This window comes from Ectothiorhodospira haloalkaliphila ATCC 51935, assembly GCF_000633935.1.
GTDB classification, from domain to species: Bacteria; Pseudomonadota; Gammaproteobacteria; order Ectothiorhodospirales; family Ectothiorhodospiraceae; genus Ectothiorhodospira; species Ectothiorhodospira haloalkaliphila.
The window spans coordinates 240,924-257,896 of record NZ_KK214998.1 but is presented as its reverse complement, the minus strand read 5'-3'; the positions used below and the strand labels follow the sequence as shown (position 1 = coordinate 257,896).

Below are 16,973 nucleotides of genomic sequence, written 5' to 3'. Positions count from 1 at the left end.
GATTTCAAGAGGGTGAGGGGAATTTCAGGGGGCTGGGTGGGTTGTGGGGCTTCCTGTGGGAGCTGGCCTGCCAGCGAATCGCTGGGATAGCAGCGACCTGCCTGAGCTTTGTGCCTGCCGCCTTCGCGGGCAAGGCCCGCTCCCACAGGGATTGCCGGGGATCAGAAACCCGTATCCCCGGACGGGGCGGCCGCCGGATCCACCTCCGCATCCGGGTCCTTCTTGCGGGCATTCACCGGGGACTCGGCATCCAGCAGGTAGGCCATGATGTGGGAAATGGAATCCTGGGTGAGGAACTCGTTATGACCCATGCGCGGCATGGAAGTGCAGGGGAAGTAGGCGTGGGGGTTGTAGATCATCTCGTAAACGAACCGTCGCACCGCCTCGGTGTTGCCACGCAGCTCACCGTAATTGCTCAGGCTCGGGCCGATGTTCCCGTAGGCCAGCTCTTCCGGGTCCATCTGGTGGCACGCATAGCAGTTGCCGCCTACGGTACGTTCCGGGTTGTCGTAGTTGTGGCCGATGCGGAACCCGTAGCCGCTGCGGGCCAGTTCACGGCCCTTCTCCCAGTCGCCCAGCTGGATGCCGTCCTCCGGGTATTGAAAGCTGGCCCGGGCCATGGTGACGATGCGCGTGGCGATCTCCCCGTGGGGGCGGTTGCGGGTCTCGCTGCACAGGCGTTGCAGCTCATCCTGCTGCATGCGTTCCCGCGCGGTGCCACCCTCCTGAACCTCTTGAGCCAGGTTGAAGCTATCCGACTCGAAGATCAGGTAATCGGCATACTCCTCCGGAGACATCTTCGTGAAATCCCTTTTTTCATCGTTCTGGGCACCCACCTGTACGCAGCCGGCGAGCAGGCCGGCCGACAGGGCCAGGCCCATGCAGGCCGTATATCTTGTCTTGTTGGTCATCTCTTCTCCCCCCTTATCAGCGCTTCAGATCCGGCAATGTGGCCTCACCGCCCCGGGCCTGATCGGTCCAGTAAGAGAGGATCGCAATGGACGCATCGGAACCGAACTTCACGCCAGCCTGGCGCATCTGGTAGTAGCAACCCCGTACGCGGTGCTGTGAACTTCTCACCACACCGTGGCCGATGCGGTAAGCAGGCCAGGAGATGGCCTTGGACCACTCCTCCTGGTTGGAGGTCACCGGCAGGAACGAGAGGCGAATGCGCTTGCGGGGTTCGCTATGGCAGGACACGCAACCAAAATCCATGCTCCCGGCGCGGCGGTGGAAGAGCACCTCGCCGGCATCCCGGGTGAGCCGTTCCATGGGGTGGTCCATGGGTGGGTTCCAGGCCATACCGTTGGACTGGGCGGCCACGTAGGTGTAGATGGCCACCAGGTCCGCCTCGCGCGTATCCGACGAGTGCTTGCGCGCAACGGGGTCATCCTCCTCGGTGAAGCCCTGCAGTGTCTTCATGCAGTGGATGATGCGGCTCTCCAGATCCATGACGCGGCCGGTGTCCTCGAAATACCGGGGCATCTGCACATAGGCCCCCTCGAGCACACCAGGGCCGAGGCCGAAGTCACACTGCTCCAGAGATACGTTCCTGGGCCCTCTGGGCTCGTGATACAGATCCTCCCCCCGCCACTCGGTGAGCTCTGCCGGGTTGTCATCCGCCAGCATCATGAGCTGTTCCCGGCCGGTGAGGTAGGGCGAGTCCGACGCGGCCGCCCCCCCGACCACGCTCCCGGCCAAGGCCGTAGCGATCAATACATGCTTGAACATGTTCCAAATCCTCCGCGCTTTTATTCTGGTCATGTGGCGCCCCTCCGGCCCCCTGTGCCCGGGTGGTGATGGAAGCGCCCAGCCATAGACTGCGTCCAGCGTTGGCAAATGTCAATCGATATGGAATAAACACATAACCATTAGTAATTTCTTATGGAAGGGACGAGGATCGAGAGGTAGCTCAGAGGGGGCTTTTGTGGGAGCGACCCTTGGCCGCGAATAGGGGGCACCGGGCTTGTGTGCCCTCCCCGTTCGCGGGCAAGGCCCGCTCCCACATGGCATAGGGTGTGTGGAGGAAGATTCATAGGTGGCTCAGAAAGGGGCTTTTGTGGGAGCGGCCCTTGGCCGCGAATGGGGGGCACCGAGGCTGTGTGCCGTCCCCTTTCGCGGGCAGGCCCGCTCCCACAAGGGGGCAGGAGCCATCTCAGGGGATCAGAGGGTTTTTTCGTGGACGAGGAGCCATTGCTTGATGCGAGGGCCGGCGCCCCGGGTGGCGCCGCCATAGCCGCCCAGGCCGCCGTGGGCGGGGACGACGCGATGACAGGGGATGATGATGGGCAGGGGATTTCGGCGGCAGGCGCCGCCGATGGCCCGGGGGCCGGTGTTCAGGTGCCGGGCAAGCTGACCGTAGGTGATCGGGGCGCCCGGGGGAATGCGGCACAGGGCTGCCCACACACGCTGCTGGAAGGGCGTGCCCTGGGGGGACAGGGGGAGATGGAAACCGAAGGCGGGATCCTGGAAATACTGCCGCAGCTGCCGGATGGTCTCGGCGGCCAGGCCTGATGAGGGCGATGGTGTTGAGACGGGTGCGTCGGAAACGTAATCCAGGGCCGTCAGGCCATCGTCATCCCAGGTCAGGGCAATGTGCCCCAGGGGGGTGTCGATCACCGCCCGGGATGGCATCCGGCTACTCCACCAGCAGCAACTGCTGGAGGCGCTGACGGAGCATGATCCGTCGGCCCGGCTCGGTGGCCCGGTCCAGGAGGTCTTCGTACAGAGCCCGGGCATCGTCCACCAGGCCCGCATCGGCCAGGGACTGCGCGGCCTGGAAGCGGGCACTCAGGCCCCAAAGATCGGTGCTGTTGCCGGCCATGGCCGAGCGCAGATAGTGGCGTGCCGCCTGCTCATGGGCATCCAGGGCACGATGGGAGTCCGCCTTCCAGAACCACAACTCGCGCAATTGCCGGGACTCTGCCAGCCGGGGCGCCAGGGCCCGGAACAGGTTCAGAGCCTCGTCGTGGCGGCCCACGGTCTGCAGGTCGAACATCACCTGCATGAAACGGTCGGCCCTCTCGGCATCCAGACGACGCACACCGGAGAGCACGTCATAGAGCCCGTCGATGCCCGCCTGCTCCTGGCCGCTGAGGATGAGGGTGCGGGCCCGGCGCAGGCCCCAGTCGAAGGGGTCCACCCCCTCGGGAGGGCGGCGCAGACCGGCCATGAGGGCCGAGGCGGTCGCAAGATCCCCCTGCTCCAGGGCCTGCTCCACAAGCAGGTGCCGTACCGGATCCGGTACCCGCTCGGGACTGCCAAAAGGTCCCTCCCCCAGATACAGGGCATGGAGCAGTGCCTGGCCATGGCCCTCCACCCGCACCAGTTGCTCGCCCAGGTGACGGTGGGCCTGTTCCCGGCCCGAAGCCGAAGGGGATCTCAAGGCCACCAGGGCCAGCAGCCCGCGAGACAGATGGGGTTCGCGGTTCTGCAGTTGCGCGGCGCGTTCAAACCAACCTGCGTCATTACCCAGCAGCCACTGCCGACGGTTGGCCTCACGCTCGCCCAGTCGGGCGTAGTGCTCCCAGAGCAGATCGGCAGAGAGGCGAAAGGCATCATCACTCTCCCCCAGGTATCGCTGGGACGCCAGGGCGCGTTCCATGATGGCGAGCCCCTCGGCGCTGTCACCGACGGACCGGGCAGCAAGTGCGGCCACAGCCTGATACCGGGCCCCGTCCCGGGTATCCCGTCCCACGTCCCGGGCACGGGCGAGGGCCCGCGCCTGGGAGTCTGCGGCGGAAAGGTCGCCAGCACGCAGACGGGCCAGCAGGCGCAGCGCATCGGCCTCATGACCGTCACGGCCATCCAGGGCATCCACCGCCTCGCGGGGCCTTCCCAGGCTCAGCAGCAGGCGGGCCTCCATCAGGGCCACCCGCGCCACGTCATCGGGATAATCAAAGCGGTAGCGCTGCAGGGCGGTGAGGGCATCCTCGGGGCGGTCGTCGAGAATGTAGGATTCGGCCACCAGTCGACGCCAGGACCGAAACCAGCTCTCACTGGCGTTGTGGCTGCCGAACCAGATCAGGGGCCGCAACACATCGCGAGCCTCCTCACCACGCCCCAGTGAGACGAGGGCGTGGGCCTGCCGGGTGCGGGTCCAGATGACGAAGTCCACCGGCATCTCCACCGGGACCCGGGCGGTGCGTTCCACCACCTGCTCCCAGCGACCGTTCATGCCAAGGATTTCGATGCGGGCCTGCTCCCGTTCCATCCAGCGCACGGGTTCGGCGCGGGGGTCCGGCGTCTCCCGTGCCAGCAGGTTCAGGGCCAGTTCCGCAGCACCCACACGGGCCATGGCCATGGCCTCGTCGACAACCCGGTCGGCCTGTGCCGGCGTGATGCATACCAGCAGGAGACACAGCAGCACCAGACCACGCGGCATGGCCGTCACCACACGCACGACAAAGCGTCCCGGCAAGCCGGGACGCTTTGAACGAGCCATGCGGATGTAACCCAGGAGGGCCGGACTTACTTGACGTCTTCCTTGATGCGAGCGGCCTTGCCGGTGCGACCACGCAGGTAGTACAGCTTGGCACGACGCACCTTACCGCGACGCTTGACCTGGATCTCCGCCACCGACGGGCTGTAGGTCTGGAAGACACGCTCCACACCTTCGCCGTGGGATACCTTGCGCACGGTAAAGGCGGAGTTGATGCCGCGGTTACGCTTGGCGATGCACACGCCTTCAAAGGCCTGCAGACGCTCGCGGTTACCTTCCTTCACCTTCACCTGGACGACCACGGTGTCGCCAGGGGTAAAGTCGGGCACCTTGCGGTTCATCTGCTCGGCGTCCAGTTGCTGGATGATGTTACTCATGGTTTGACCCCTGTCAGTCACTGCTCGGCGCGGCCTGCCCCTCGGCATGCTCGCGTTGATATTCTTCCAGCAGGCGGCGATCCGCCTGACTCAATTCCTGCCGCGCCAGTATGTCCGGGCGGCGCTCCCAGGTACGCCCCAGGGCCTGCTTGCGACGCCAACGCTCGATCCGTCCGTGATCGCCGCTGCGCAGAACCCGGGGCACTTCCAGCCCGTCGATCACCTCCGGGCGGGTGTAGTGCGGGCAGTCCAGCAGGCCCGTGGCAAAAGAGTCCTGGGCGGCGGAATCCTCGCCTCCCAGGGCCCCCGGCAACAACCGGGCACAGGCATCCATCAGGACCATGGCTGCCAGCTCGCCGCCGGACAGCACATAATCACCGATGGACCATTCCTCATCCACTTCCAGCTGGACAAGGCGCTCATCAATGCCTTCATAGCGACCCGCCAGCAGGATCAGCCTGGACCGGCTGGCCATCTCATGGACGGCGGCCTGATCCAGGGGGCGCCCCTGTGGGCTCATGTACAGCACCCTGGCCGGCCGTGGGTCGGCCTCGCGAGCCGCGCGAATGGCGCGACGCAGCGGCTCCACCTTCATCACCATCCCCGGACCACCGCCATAGGGGCGATCATCCACGGTGCGATGGCGATCCTCGGTGAAGCATCTTGGATCCCAGCACTGCAGGGACAGCAATCCCCGCTCCCGGGCCCGCCCGGTCACACCGCAATGAGTCACTGAAGCAACCCACTCGGGAAACACGCTGATGACATCGAATCGCATGGGGGATCCTAGAAATCCGGATCCCAGTCCACTCGCATCCGGCCGGCGTCCAGGTCGATCTCATGGATCACCTGCCCCCGCAAGTACGGAATCAGGCGTTCCCGGTCGCCACGAACCACCAATACGTCATTGGCACCGGTCTGGATCAGGTTTTCCACCCGACCCAGGGAGATGCCACCCACTGTCTCCACTCCCAGGCCGACCAGGTCTGCCCAGTAGTACTCGCCTTCGGGCAGCGGCTCGAGCTGTTCCGGCCGGATGGCCAGCTGGCAACCCACATAGGTCGCCGCCACATCCCGATCGTCCATGCCCGCAAACTTGGCAACCACCCCCTTACCCTGGGGGCGTCCGTCTTCCAGAGTGACGGACTGCCATTGCCCATTCCGCTCCATGAGCAGGGGCTCGTACTGCAGGATGCGATCACGCGGGTCGGTCTCGGAGAAGAGCTTGACCCAGCCACGAACGCCGTGAACGCCCGAGATCCGGCCAACAACAATCGGGTCCGAGCCCACGTGCCTGCCCCGTGCTGCCTTAGGCGGCAGCCTGGTTCTGCTTCTGGAATTCCTTCAGCAGCTTGGCCACGCGTTCGGAGGTCTGGGCACCCTTGGACAGCCAGTGCTCCATGCGCTCGCTGTCCATGTGCAAACGCACTTCCTGGCCACGCGCCACCGGGTTGAAGTAACCCAGGCGCTCAATGTAGCCGCTATCACGGCGACTGCAGGAGTCGGTGACCACAATTTTGTAGAAGGGCGCCTTCTTGGCGCCACCGCGAGCAAGTCGAATCGTTACCATCTGCGCTTAGCCCTGCTTGTCAGGTATTCCGAGCGGGGGTTTCCCCGGAGAAACGCGGCATTATACACACGCCGCCCCCGGGCACAAGTAGGGGCGCCAGGGCGCCCCCTGCCATCTCGGGATCAAAAGGGCATGCGACCGCCCGGCATGCGGCCCTTCAGGGACTTCATCATCTTGTTCATGCCGCCCTTGGAAAACTGTTTCACCATCTTGCTCATCTGCATGTGCTGCTTGAGCAGCCGGTTCACGTCCTGCACCTGCGTGCCGGAACCGGCGGCGATGCGCCGCTTGCGTCGCCCCTTGATGATCTCGGGATGACGACGCTCCTTGGGGGTCATGGAGTTGATGATGGCCACCATGCGGCCCATGTCCTTGTCGTGGGCCTTGTTCTTGATGGCATCCGGCAGATCCCCGGTGCCGGGCAGCTTCTCCAGGAGGGAATTCACACCCCCCATCTTGGACATCTGCCCCAACTGATCCCGCAGGTCCTCCAGGTCGAAGCTCTTGCCTTTCTTGATCTTGCGGGCCAGCTTTTCCGCCTTGTCCTGATCCACCTGGCGGGTGGCCTCCTCCACCAGGCTCACCACATCGCCCATACCCAGGATGCGCGAGGCCACCCGGTCCGGGTGGAAGGGCTCCAGGGCCGTGGTCTTCTCCCCCATGCCCAGGAACTTGATGGGCTTGCCGGTGATGTGCCGCACCGACAGGGCAGCACCGCCACGGGCGTCGCCATCAGCCTTGGTGAGCACCACCCCCGTCAGCGGCAGGGCATCATTGAAGGCCTTGGCGGTATTGGCAGCGTCCTGACCGGTCATGCTGTCCACCACGAACAGGGTCTCGGCAGGATCCAGAGCCTCATGCAGACGCCGGATCTCGTCCATCATCTCGGCATCCACGTGCAGCCGGCCGGCGGTGTCAATGATGAGTACATCCCGGTGCTGCTTGCGGGCCTGCTCCAGAGCGGCCTTGGCGATATCCACCGGGTCCTGCCCCGCGTCGCTGGGGAAGAAATCGGCGCCCACCTCGCCTGCCACGGTCTGCAGCTGGCGGATGGCGGCGGGCCGGTAGACGTCACAACTGGCCACCATCACCTTCTTGTCCTTGCGCTCTGCCAGCCAGCGGGAGAGCTTGCCTACGGTGGTGGTCTTGCCCGCCCCCTGCAGACCGGCCATGAGGATGACCGCCGGGGGCTGGACATTCAGATTGATTTCATCGTTGCCATCGCCCATGACGGCAATCAACTCGTCGTTGACCACCTTCACCAGGGCCTGCCCCGGGGTCAGGCTGGCCAGCACCTCCTGGCCCACCGCCCGCTCCTTGACCCGGGCAATGAACTCCCGCACCACCGGCAGCGCCACGTCCGCCTCCAGGAGCGCCTTGCGCACCTCCCGGATGGTCTCCTGGACGTTTTCCTCGGTCAGTCGCGACTGCCCGCGCAGGCGCTTGATAGTGCCCTGAAGGCGATCTGAAAGGCTGTCAAACATGGAAACCTGCCTGGAACGTCAGTAAAGGCGCGGATTATATCTTGAATACATCCCCGCTGCCGAGGCGCACCAGATCCCGCTCGGGCAGTCGCCGCCGCAAATCCTCGAAGGTCTCGGACTCTGCACCGGGCTTGAGATGACTGATGCCCACCCGTGGCCGGTGCCGCAGCTTGACCAGGTCCTGGGCCAGCAGACTGGGGCAGTAATGGCCGGCACGACGCCCCAGGTCACGTTCCGACTCGGGGAACGCACATTCCACCATCAGCAAGTCCAGGCCTGCGTGATCATTCAGGGCGGTCCATAAATCGTCATTGCTGGTGGTATCACCGGTGAAGGCGAAAGCGCCACGGTCATCCTCCACCCGGTAACCCACCGCCGGCACCGTATGCGTGGCTGGCAGCATGTGCACCCGCCGACCCTCGATATCCAGGGGGCGGGCAGCATCCATCTCCTCGAAACGGACCACAGGGCGCTCACGCTCCGGCAGCTCGAAAAAATCGGGCCAGATCTGCCAATTGAAGATGTGGTGATGAATGATGCGCATGCAATCGGAGCGGGTATGGATCACCAGGGGCCTGGATTGCAGGCGGCTGAACAGGGTATCCACCAACAGCGGCAGGCAGGCGATGTGATCCAGATGGGTGTGGGTAATGAATACGTGGCGCAGGCGCGCCATGGCTTCCAGGGACAGATCCGCCACCCCCGTACCGCAGTCGATGAGGATGTCATCATCCACCAGCAGCGCCGATGTGCGCCGACCCGCGCCGATCCCGCCACTGCATCCCAGCACCTTGATCTCCATGGTCTGCGCATCTCCCGTCCGCGGCACTGAACGCCATGGGCCATGATCGTAGCATGGCTGCAAAGGCGCTGACCAAGCCAAGGAGAGGTTGCGAGACGCATGCACCTTCACCGGACTCCGATTTTGTGCAATGATTCTCGGTCGAAATTTAAGGTTTGGAATCCCCGCATGCTCGTAGCCGCCTTCGGATTACTCGCCACCGTGTTCTACTTCATGAGTGGAGCCCTGCTGATGCAGCGGCTGCGCCGTGCTGCCGGCGGGGAGCCGCCCTCGGACAAGGGCCGGCTCCTGCTGTTCTCCGCGTGGGGCGCCGCCATCGTCCTGCACGCCCTGGTGCTCTACCACTTCATGTTCGGAGCCAACGGCTTCGGTATCGGGGTCTTCAGCGTTGTATCGATGACGGCCTGGATCATCGCCGTGTTCCTGTTTGTCTGGTCACTGCGACACCCCATCCATGTGCTGGGCATCATCCTGCTGCCATTTGCCGGGGTGACCGTAGCGCTGGAGATGGCCCTGGCCGGCGGCGCACCCACCGCCACGGTGGCCGACCCCGGGCTGCGCGCCCACATGCTGCTGGCCATGATCGCCTTCAGTCTGCTCACCATCGCCGCCATCCAGGCGGGTCTGCTGGCCCTACAGAACTACAGCCTGCACAACCATCGTCCCGGCGGGCTGATCCGGGCGCTGCCACCGCTGTCGATGATGGATTCCATGCTGTTCCACATCATCGGCTGGGGCTTCATCTTTCTCACCGCGGCACTGGGAACGGGCCTGTTCGTGCTGGAAGACATCCTCGCTCAGCAACTGGCCCACAAGGTGGTGTTTGCCCTCATCGCCTGGGTGGTGTTTGCCATCCTTCTATTCGGGCGCTTCCGCTTCGGCTGGCGTGGTCGCAAGGCCGTGCGCTGGACGCTCATGGGATTTGCCTGGCTCGTGGTGGCCTACGTGGGCACCAAGCTCGTCATGGAAGTGATGCTGGGCATCGCCTGAACCCTCCCGCACGCCTCGCCCAGGCACACGGGGACAATGGCAGCCCTTGACAGGTCGGCCGGCGTCTCCGTGTAATGCCGGTGGTGCGAAACCTCCCCCTGAGGTGCTGAAGCGACCTTGGAAAATATTCCCTTAGGCGCACTGGCTGCCGTGCTGGTGGTGCTGTTCATCTGTTCGGCCTTTTTCTCCGGGTCGGAAACCGCCTTGATGGCGTTGAACCGCTATCGCATGCGCCACATGGCGCAGGCGGGCCATGGCGGTGCACGCCGCGCCCAGAAACTGCTGGACAAGCCGGATCGACTCATCGGCCTGATCCTGCTAGGCAATAACTTCGTCAACATCCTGATTACCCAGCTGGCCACCTATATCGGCTTCAGGGTGTATGGCGACGTGGGGGTGGCTGTAGCCACGGGCCTGCTCACCCTCACTTTGCTGGTGTTTGCCGAGGTGGCCCCCAAGACGCTGGCCGCCCTGCACTCGGATCGCGTGGCCTACCCGGCCGCGTATGTATTCACTCCCCTGCTGGTAGTGGCCTATCCGCTGGTATGGACCGTCAACCTCGTGGCCAATGGCGTATTGCGTGCCGTGGGTGTGCGTGCCGAGAACCGTGCCCATCAGGCACTGTCCAGTGAGGAATTGCGGGTGGCCGTGAACGAGGCCGGCAGCCTGATCCCGGCCCGCCACCAGCGCATGCTGGTGAACCTGCTGGACCTGGAAAAGGCCACCGTGGAAGACATCATGGTGCCGCGCAACGAGATCGTGGGGATCGATCTGGAGGATGACTGGGAAGAGATCGAGGACCAGATCATCCACAGCCAGTACACCCGTCTGCCGGTTTTCAAGGGCAATGTGGACAACATGCTGGGTTTCATACACCTGCGGCGAGTGTTGCCCATGGTGTACCGGCATGAATTCTCGGCAGCCCAGCTGCGCGCCAGCCTGCGCGAGCCCTATTTCATCCCCCAGGGCACCAATCTCAATCGCCAGCTACTCAACTTTCAGCGCGAGCAGCGACGCATCGGCCTGGTGGTGGATGAGTACGGCGACATCGAGGGCCTGGTCACCCTGGAAGACCTGCTGGAGGAGGTGGTGGGCGAGTTCACCACAGACCCGTCCGCGGTCTCGCCCGAAGTACTCCCTCAGGAGGATGGCAGCTATCTGGTGGATGCCACCATCCACCTGCGGGAGCTCAACCGCATCCTCGGGTCCCGGTTCCCGGTGGACGGCCCACGCACCCTGAACGGCATGTTGCTGGAGTATCTGGAGACGATCCCCGATGCCAATACCAGCGTACTCATCGACCGCTATCCCATCGAAATCGTCCACGTGAAAAGCAACGCCATCAAGACCGTGCGCGTCAGCCCGCGCCTGCCCACCAGGGACGGGGGCCAGGACAGCACCAGTCCTTGATTCCGCCCACGGCGACACACGGAACCAGGATCATGGCCAAGCCCCGCGTACAGCATCAATGCACCGCCTGTGGAGCCCTGTCCCCCAAATGGGCTGGCCAGTGCCCCGACTGCGGCGCCTGGAACACGCTGGAGGAAGTCGCGTCCCGATCGGCACCCATTGCCGCCACCGGCAGCCGTTTCGCCGGCTATGCCGGCGGCCCGGCCCAGGTGAAGCGCCTGGGCGAGGTGACCACCGAGGGCGACGCCCGCAACACCACCGGCATCTCGGAACTGGACCGCGCCCTGGGCGGCGGACTGGTGCAGGGCTCGGTGGTGCTCATCGGCGGTGACCCGGGGATTGGCAAGTCCACCCTGCTCCTGCAGGCCCTGGCCACCCTGCCCGACCTGGCCAGTCTCTATGTAACCGGCGAGGAATCCCCCGAACAGGTCTCCCTGCGCGGACGCCGCCTGGGCCTGCCCTGCGACGATCTGCGCCTGCTCACCGAGACCTGCGTGGAGCGCATCATTGAACACGCCCAACGGGAGAAGCCCCAGGTCATGGTGGTGGACTCGATCCAGACGATCCACTCCGAACAACTGCAATCGGCCCCGGGCTCGGTGGCCCAGGTGCGCGAGAGCGCGGCGGTGTTGGTGCGCTATGCCAAGCAGACCGGAACCGCCGTGTTCATCGTCGGCCACGTGACCAAGGAGGGTCAGATCGCTGGCCCACGCGTACTGGAGCACATGGTGGATACGGTGCTTTATTTCGAGGGGGATCCCGGTGGCCGCTACCGGGTGCTCCGGGCGGTGAAAAACCGTTTTGGCGCGGTGAACGAGCTGGGGGTCTTCGCCATGCTGGAGACCGGCCTCAAGCCGGTAAGCAACCCCTCGGCCATCTTCCTGTCACGTCACGAGGAACCGGTACCCGGCAGCGTGATCATGGTGACCCGCGAGGGTACGCGACCACTGATGGTGGAGGTGCAGGCCCTGGTGGCCGAGAGCCACGCTCCCCAGCCCCGGCGGGTGACCGTCGGCCTGGAACAGAACCGCCTTGCCATGCTCCTGGCGGTGCTGCATCGTCACGGCGGCCTCGCCCTCTATGATCAGGACGTCTTCGTCAATGTGGTGGGTGGCGTGCGGGTCACGGAAACCGCCGCCGATCTGCCCATGCTGCTCTCGGCCCTGTCCAGCTTCCGCGACCGCCCCCTGCCCCATGAACTGGTGAGCTTCGGCGAGGTGGGCCTGGCCGGCGAGATCCGCCCGGTGCCCAATGGCGAGGAGCGCCTGCGGGAGGCGGCCAAGCACGGCTTCACCCGCGCCGTGGTGCCCGCCGGCAATGCGCCGCGCAAGCCCATCCAGGGCATGGAGGTCACTGCCGCCAGCCGCCTTTCCCAGGTTCTGGACGTGATCTGAGACCGGCCACCGCAGCAACCACGACAGCGCTTCGTGCTACCCTTTGCTTCGCGTATCATTCCACCCCAGCCAGAGGCACAGAATGACCACAAGCGACACACCCGACAATCCGGCCGAGTTTGAAAAGGACCTGGAGTCCCTGGAGGCCCTGGTGGGCCGCATGGAACAAGGGGAACTGTCGCTGGAGGCCTCGCTGAAGGAATTCGAGCGCGGGATCGCGCTCACCCGCCGCTGCCAGAAGGCCCTGACCGAGGCAGAACAGAAGGTGCGCCGACTCACCGAGGATGGCACCGAGATCGATCTCGACATGCCCGAACCAGCGGGCCCGGACGGAGAAGACTGAGTGGAATCACGTATTTCCGAGCTGCAAAAACGGGTTGAAGCCGCCCTGGCTGGCTGGCTGCCCGAGTCAAACATCCTGCCTGGCCGGCTGCATGAAGCCATGCGCTACTCTGCCCTGGACGGTGGCAAGCGCATTCGGCCGGTACTGACCTACGCCACCGGAACCGCTCTGGGCGTTCCCCTGGATCAACTGGACGGCCCCGCCTGTGCCGTGGAACTGATCCACGTGTATTCCCTGGTGCACGACGACCTGCCGGCCATGGATGACGACGACCTGCGCCGCGGCAAGCCCACCTGCCACAAGGCCTACGACGATGCCACTGCCATACTGGTGGGAGACGCCCTGCAGGCCCTGGCTTTCCAGATCCTGGCCACCGACCCTCACATGGTGGATGACCCTTCTGCCCGTCTGCGCATGGTGGAACAACTGGCCCGGGCCTCTGGCTCCCGGGGCATGGTGGGTGGTCAGGCCATCGACCTGGGCTCCGCCGGCAAGCAACTGGACATCGCCGAACTGGAAGGCATGCACGTGCACAAGACGGGCGCCCTGATCCGGGCCGCCGTGCTGATGGGGGCGAACAGTCGCCCTGACGTGGATCCGCACACCCTTGATGGCCTGGACCGCTTCGCCAAGTGCATCGGCCTGGCCTTCCAGATTCGCGACGACATTCTGGACGTGGAAGGCGATACCCAGACCCTGGGCAAGACCCAGGGGGCCGACCAGGCTCTGGGCAAGGCCACCTACCCGGCCATCATTGGCCTGGAATCCTCCAAGCAGCAGGCCCGGGAACTGGTGGACCGCGCCCTGGAGGGCATTGCGGGCCTGGATGAGCGGGCCGATCTGCTGCGCTGGATCGCCCGGTTCATCGTCGAGCGCATCAATTGAGGGGGGATTCGGGTTGCACACCCGGCCACCCGTCACGATAATGAAAGTTTTCCTCCGAATGGCAGTGAGATGACCCAGACTGATTCGTATCCCCTGCTCTCGCGCATCCACAGCCCGGAGGATATCCGCGGCTGGTCCACGGATGAACTCTCCTCCCTGGCCGAGGAGATGCGAGCCTTTCTGCTGGAATCCGTTTCCCGCACGGGCGGCCACCTGGCCGCCAACCTGGGTACGGTAGAGCTCACCATCGCCCTGCACCATGTATTCAACACACCCGAGGACCGCCTGGTCTGGGATGTCGGTCACCAGAGCTACCCCCACAAGATCCTCAGTGGCCGCCGCGACGCCATGAAGTCCTTGCGCCAGAAGGGCGGGCTGGCCGGATTCCCCAAGCGTGACGAAAGCTGTTTCGACTGTTTTGGCGTTGGCCATTCCAGCACTTCCATCAGCGCCGCCCTGGGTATGGCCCTGGGGGCGCGCCAGCAGGGCGAGCGACGCAAGTCCGTGGCCATCATCGGCGATGGTGCCATGACCGCCGGCATGGCCTTTGAGGCCCTCAACCACGCTGGCGACGAAAAGGCCGACCTGGTGGTCGTGCTCAATGACAACAACATGTCCATCTCGGCCAACGTGGGCGCTTTGAACCGTCATCTGGCGAGCCTGCTTTCCGGCCCCATGTATTCCAGCATGCGCGAAGGCAGCAAGCGGGTGCTGAACCACATGCCCCCCATGCGCGAATTCATGCGCCGCGCCGAGGAGCATGTGAAGGGCATGATCGTCCCCAGCACCCTGTTCGAAGAACTGGGACTGAACTACTTCGGCCCGGTGGACGGCCACGATGTGAATGGCCTGGTCAAGATGCTGCGCAACATCTACACCATGGAAGGGCCGATCCTGCTACATGTGGTCACCCATAAGGGGCGCGGTTACGCGCCGGCCGAAGAGGATCCCTGCACCTACCACGGGGTAGGCAGCTTTGACCCCAACCAGGGCATTCAGGGCGGCAAGGGCGGCGGCTCACCCACCTACACCCAGGTGTTCGGCCAGTGGTTGTGCGACCAGGCTGAAGCAGACGAGCGAATGGTGGCCATCACCCCCGCCATGAGCGAAGGCTCGGGCATGACTGCCTATGTGGAGCGCTTCCCGGACCGCTACCACGACGTGGGCATCGCCGAGCAGCATGCCATCACTCTCGCCGCCGGCATGGCCTGCGAGGGCGTCAAGCCGGTGGTGGCCATCTACTCTTCTTTCCTGCAACGGGGTTATGACCAGCTGATCCACGACGTGGCCCTGCAGAACCTTCCCGTGCTGTTCGCCGTCGACCGTGCCGGCGTAGTGGGCCCCGATGGCCCCACCCACGCCGGGAGTTTCGATATCTCTTTCCTGCGCTGCATCCCCAACATGGTCATCATGGCCCCGGCAGACGAGAACGAATGTCGGCGCATGCTCTCCACCGGTTTTCTTCTGGACCAGCCCGCCGCCGTGCGCTACCCCCGTGGCAAGGGCCCTGGCGTGCTGCCCGAAGCGGGCCTCATCCCCTTGCCCGTGGGTCAGGCGGAGGTGCGCCGCCGCGGCAAAGGCGTGGCCATCCTGGCCTTTGGCACCCCGCTGGCCCAGGCGCTGGATGTGGGCGAACGACTGGGCGCGACCGTGATCAACATGCGTTTCGTGAAACCCCTTGACGAGCAGCGGGTGCTGGAAGCGGCCCGGGAACATGACCTGCTGGTCACCGTGGAGGACAACGTGGTCGCCGGTGGCGCGGGCAGTGCCGTGGCTGAGTGCCTGGCCTCTCATGACATCGCCGTGCGCCTGCTGCATCTGGGTCTGCCGGATCGTTTCCAGAGCCACGGCACCCGCGAGGAACTGCTGACCGACGCCGGCCTCGACACAGACAGCATCGAGTCGGCCATTCGCAAACGCCTGGGCCCCCAGGCTTGTGCCGGCGCCGCCGGTGGCGTAATATCCGAGCAAATTGGTCAAGTTTAATCGCGGTGTCCAAATATACTCTCAAGGTGCTGACCGATTTCGCGTCAGCGCACACCCTGCGGGACTACCCCGGAGATTGCGCTCGGCTGCACGGCCACAACTGGAAGGTGGAAGCCGAGGTGGAGGCGTCTCGGCTGGACAGATTGGGCATGGCGGTGGACTTCAAGACCATCAAGGGGTTGGCGCGCGAGATTGCCGGCCAACTGGATCACCAATATCTGAATGACCTGGAGCCCTTCCGGGACGTGAACCCTACCGCCGAGAACATTGCCCAGTGGTTTTTCCGCGAAATGGCGGCGCGACTCGATGCCCCCAACGTCAGGGTCAGCGCCATCACCCTGTGGGAAACCGAGAGGGCCTGTGTGCGGTACTCGGAAGACCAGTCAAAGGACTCAGCCCCATGAGCACAATCGTTCCCAAGTTGATCACGCCGGCCATCCCCGACGTTCAGGCCAGCGCCGATACCCGCGAGATCCCCATCAACAAGGTGGGCATCAAGGACATCCGGCACCCGGTGCGGGTAACCGATCGTACTGGTGCCGACCAGCACACGGTGGCGCACTTTTCCATGTATGTGAACCTGCCCCATGATTTCAAGGGCACGCACATGTCACGTTTCGTGGACATCCTCAATGCCCACGAGCGAGAGATCACGGTGGAAACCTTCAAGCTCATGCTGCATGAAATGGCTGAGCGCCTGGAAGCCGCCGCCGGGCATATCGAGATGAACTTCCCGTATTTCGTCAACAAACCTGCCCCCGTCACCGGGGTGTGCAGCCTCATGGACTACGATGTCACATTCATTGGTGTGATCCAGGATGGCAAGCCGCAGATGAACATCCAGGTGCTGGTACCCGTCACCAGTCTGTGTCCCTGCTCGAAGGGCATCTCCGAGTACGGCGCCCACAACCAGCGCTCGCACGTGACCGTGAACGTGCGCATCAAGGATTTCATGTGGGTGGAGGAGCTCATCGACCTGGTGGAGAAGGAGGCCTCCTGTGAACTCTACGGACTGCTCAAGCGCCCGGATGAAAAATATGTCACGGAGCGGGCTTATGACAATCCAAAATTCGTGGAAGATCTGGTGCGGGATATTGCCGTGCGTCTGAACCGGGATGAACGGGTGTCCGCCTACTCCGTATCGTCGGAGAACTTCGAATCCATCCACAACCACTCTGCCTACGCCCTGATCGAACGGGACAAGGAACTGGAAGCATTGGCACTGGCCAAGGTCTGAGCCCGGGGATCAGCCCGGTCATCTGAACGCGGACCCGAGCTCAGCGCCCATCAT

18 protein-coding genes are annotated in these 16,973 nt (G+C 64.4%); 8 read left to right on the top strand and 10 right to left on the bottom strand.

Annotated features, from left to right (window positions below; all coding sequences use genetic code 11):
* Positions 1 to 161 precede the first annotated feature (161 nt).
* From soxX to ECTHA_RS0108945, 10 genes are all read right to left on the bottom strand, one after another.
* On the bottom strand, positions 162 to 911 hold the full coding sequence (gene soxX, locus ECTHA_RS17790; RefSeq protein ID WP_025280710.1) for a sulfur oxidation c-type cytochrome SoxX: 750 nt from the start codon (positions 909 to 911) through the stop codon (positions 162 to 164).
* 16 nt (positions 912 to 927) lie between these two features.
* Positions 928 to 1,731, bottom strand: coding sequence for a sulfur oxidation c-type cytochrome SoxA (gene soxA, locus ECTHA_RS0108985; protein ID WP_025280709.1), 804 nt, complete (start codon positions 1,729 to 1,731; stop codon positions 928 to 930).
* A 432-nt stretch (positions 1,732 to 2,163) separates the two neighbouring features.
* Positions 2,164 to 2,634 (bottom strand): methylated-DNA--[protein]-cysteine S-methyltransferase, encoded by a 471-nt coding sequence (locus tag ECTHA_RS0108980; RefSeq protein ID WP_025280708.1) that lies wholly within the window; start codon positions 2,632 to 2,634, stop codon positions 2,164 to 2,166.
* A 4-nt stretch (positions 2,635 to 2,638) separates the two neighbouring features.
* Positions 2,639 to 4,444: a hypothetical protein gene (locus tag ECTHA_RS0108975; protein WP_244875624.1), complete on the bottom strand. Its 1,806-nt coding sequence runs from the start codon at positions 4,442 to 4,444 to the stop codon at positions 2,639 to 2,641.
* A 26-nt stretch (positions 4,445 to 4,470) separates the two neighbouring features.
* Positions 4,471 to 4,818 carry a 50S ribosomal protein L19 gene (gene rplS, locus ECTHA_RS0108970; RefSeq protein ID WP_025280707.1) on the bottom strand — a complete coding sequence of 116 codons (348 nt, stop codon included), beginning with the start codon at positions 4,816 to 4,818 and terminating at the stop codon, positions 4,471 to 4,473.
* 13 nt (positions 4,819 to 4,831) lie between these two features.
* Positions 4,832 to 5,596, bottom strand: coding sequence for a tRNA (guanosine(37)-N1)-methyltransferase TrmD (gene trmD, locus ECTHA_RS0108965; protein WP_025280706.1), 765 nt, complete (start codon positions 5,594 to 5,596; stop codon positions 4,832 to 4,834).
* 8 nt (positions 5,597 to 5,604) lie between these two features.
* On the bottom strand, positions 5,605 to 6,108 hold the full coding sequence (gene rimM / locus ECTHA_RS0108960; RefSeq protein WP_025280705.1) for a ribosome maturation factor RimM: 504 nt from the start codon (positions 6,106 to 6,108) through the stop codon (positions 5,605 to 5,607).
* Positions 6,109 to 6,127: 19 nt separating this feature from the next.
* On the bottom strand, positions 6,128 to 6,388 hold the full coding sequence (gene rpsP, locus ECTHA_RS0108955) for a 30S ribosomal protein S16 (RefSeq protein WP_025280704.1): 261 nt from the start codon (positions 6,386 to 6,388) through the stop codon (positions 6,128 to 6,130).
* Positions 6,389 to 6,510: 122 nt separating this feature from the next.
* Entirely contained in the window at positions 6,511 to 7,872 is a 1,362-nt protein-coding gene (gene ffh, locus ECTHA_RS0108950; protein ID WP_026623660.1) for a signal recognition particle protein, read from the bottom strand.
* A gap of 34 nt (positions 7,873 to 7,906) precedes the next feature.
* Positions 7,907 to 8,674 (bottom strand): MBL fold metallo-hydrolase, encoded by a 768-nt coding sequence (locus tag ECTHA_RS0108945; protein ID WP_025280703.1) that lies wholly within the window; start codon positions 8,672 to 8,674, stop codon positions 7,907 to 7,909.
* A gap of 168 nt (positions 8,675 to 8,842) precedes the next feature.
* Between ECTHA_RS0108945 and ECTHA_RS0108940 the strand changes: the two genes are divergently transcribed.
* The 8 genes from ECTHA_RS0108940 to folE2 all read left to right on the top strand — a co-directional run bounded on the left by ECTHA_RS0108940 (position 8,843) and on the right by folE2 (position 16,919).
* Positions 8,843 to 9,664 (top strand): cytochrome C assembly family protein, encoded by an 822-nt coding sequence (locus ECTHA_RS0108940; RefSeq protein WP_025280702.1) that lies wholly within the window; start codon positions 8,843 to 8,845, stop codon positions 9,662 to 9,664.
* A 117-nt stretch (positions 9,665 to 9,781) separates the two neighbouring features.
* The gene (locus tag ECTHA_RS0108935) at positions 9,782 to 11,074 is read left to right on the top strand and encodes an HlyC/CorC family transporter (protein ID WP_025280701.1); all 1,293 of its coding nucleotides are present in this window, start codon (positions 9,782 to 9,784) and stop codon (positions 11,072 to 11,074) included.
* A gap of 32 nt (positions 11,075 to 11,106) precedes the next feature.
* A complete protein-coding gene (gene radA / locus ECTHA_RS0108930; RefSeq protein ID WP_025280700.1) occupies positions 11,107 to 12,468 on the top strand; it encodes a DNA repair protein RadA in 1,362 nt (453 codons plus the stop codon).
* 82 nt (positions 12,469 to 12,550) lie between these two features.
* Entirely contained in the window at positions 12,551 to 12,811 is a 261-nt protein-coding gene (locus tag ECTHA_RS0108925) for an exodeoxyribonuclease VII small subunit (protein WP_025280699.1), read from the top strand.
* Positions 12,812 to 13,696 (top strand): (2E,6E)-farnesyl diphosphate synthase, encoded by an 885-nt coding sequence (ispA, locus tag ECTHA_RS0108920; RefSeq protein ID WP_025280698.1) that lies wholly within the window; start codon positions 12,812 to 12,814, stop codon positions 13,694 to 13,696. It begins immediately after the preceding gene.
* 69 nt (positions 13,697 to 13,765) lie between these two features.
* On the top strand, positions 13,766 to 15,682 hold the full coding sequence (gene dxs, locus ECTHA_RS0108915) for a 1-deoxy-D-xylulose-5-phosphate synthase (protein ID WP_025280697.1): 1,917 nt from the start codon (positions 13,766 to 13,768) through the stop codon (positions 15,680 to 15,682).
* A 5-nt stretch (positions 15,683 to 15,687) separates the two neighbouring features.
* On the top strand, positions 15,688 to 16,086 hold the full coding sequence (gene queD, locus ECTHA_RS0108910; RefSeq protein ID WP_025280696.1) for a 6-carboxytetrahydropterin synthase QueD: 399 nt from the start codon (positions 15,688 to 15,690) through the stop codon (positions 16,084 to 16,086).
* Positions 16,083 to 16,919: a GTP cyclohydrolase FolE2 gene (gene folE2 / locus ECTHA_RS0108905; RefSeq protein WP_025280695.1), complete on the top strand. Its 837-nt coding sequence runs from the start codon at positions 16,083 to 16,085 to the stop codon at positions 16,917 to 16,919. The genes queD and folE2 overlap by 4 nt, the downstream gene beginning before the upstream one ends.
* The last annotated feature ends 54 nt before the right edge of the window (positions 16,920 to 16,973 follow it).

Excerpts from the sequence above, each read along its gene's own strand:
- soxX (WP_025280710.1), bottom strand. The coding sequence starts at position 911 with ATGACCAACAAGACAAGATATACGGCCTGCATGGGCCTGGCCCTGTCG.
- soxA (WP_025280709.1), bottom strand. The coding sequence starts at position 1,731 with ATGTTCAAGCATGTATTGATCGCTACGGCCTTGGCCGGGAGCGTGGTC.
- ECTHA_RS0108980 (WP_025280708.1), bottom strand. The coding sequence starts at position 2,634 with ATGCCATCCCGGGCGGTGATCGACACCCCCCTGGGGCACATTGCCCTG.
- ECTHA_RS0108975 (WP_244875624.1), bottom strand. The coding sequence starts at position 4,444 with ATGGCTCGTTCAAAGCGTCCCGGCTTGCCGGGACGCTTTGTCGTGCGT.
- rplS (WP_025280707.1), bottom strand. The coding sequence starts at position 4,818 with ATGAGTAACATCATCCAGCAACTGGACGCCGAGCAGATGAACCGCAAG.
- trmD (WP_025280706.1), bottom strand. The coding sequence starts at position 5,596 with ATGCGATTCGATGTCATCAGCGTGTTTCCCGAGTGGGTTGCTTCAGTG.
- rpsP (WP_025280704.1), bottom strand. The coding sequence starts at position 6,388 with ATGGTAACGATTCGACTTGCTCGCGGTGGCGCCAAGAAGGCGCCCTTC.
- ffh (WP_026623660.1), bottom strand. The coding sequence starts at position 7,872 with ATGTTTGACAGCCTTTCAGATCGCCTTCAGGGCACTATCAAGCGCCTG.
- ECTHA_RS0108945 (WP_025280703.1), bottom strand. The coding sequence starts at position 8,674 with ATGGAGATCAAGGTGCTGGGATGCAGTGGCGGGATCGGCGCGGGTCGG.
- ECTHA_RS0108940 (WP_025280702.1), top strand. The coding sequence starts at position 8,843 with ATGCTCGTAGCCGCCTTCGGATTACTCGCCACCGTGTTCTACTTCATG.
- radA (WP_025280700.1), top strand. The coding sequence starts at position 11,107 with ATGGCCAAGCCCCGCGTACAGCATCAATGCACCGCCTGTGGAGCCCTG.
- ECTHA_RS0108925 (WP_025280699.1), top strand. The coding sequence starts at position 12,551 with ATGACCACAAGCGACACACCCGACAATCCGGCCGAGTTTGAAAAGGAC.
- dxs (WP_025280697.1), top strand. The coding sequence starts at position 13,766 with ATGACCCAGACTGATTCGTATCCCCTGCTCTCGCGCATCCACAGCCCG.
- folE2 (WP_025280695.1), top strand. The coding sequence starts at position 16,083 with ATGAGCACAATCGTTCCCAAGTTGATCACGCCGGCCATCCCCGACGTT.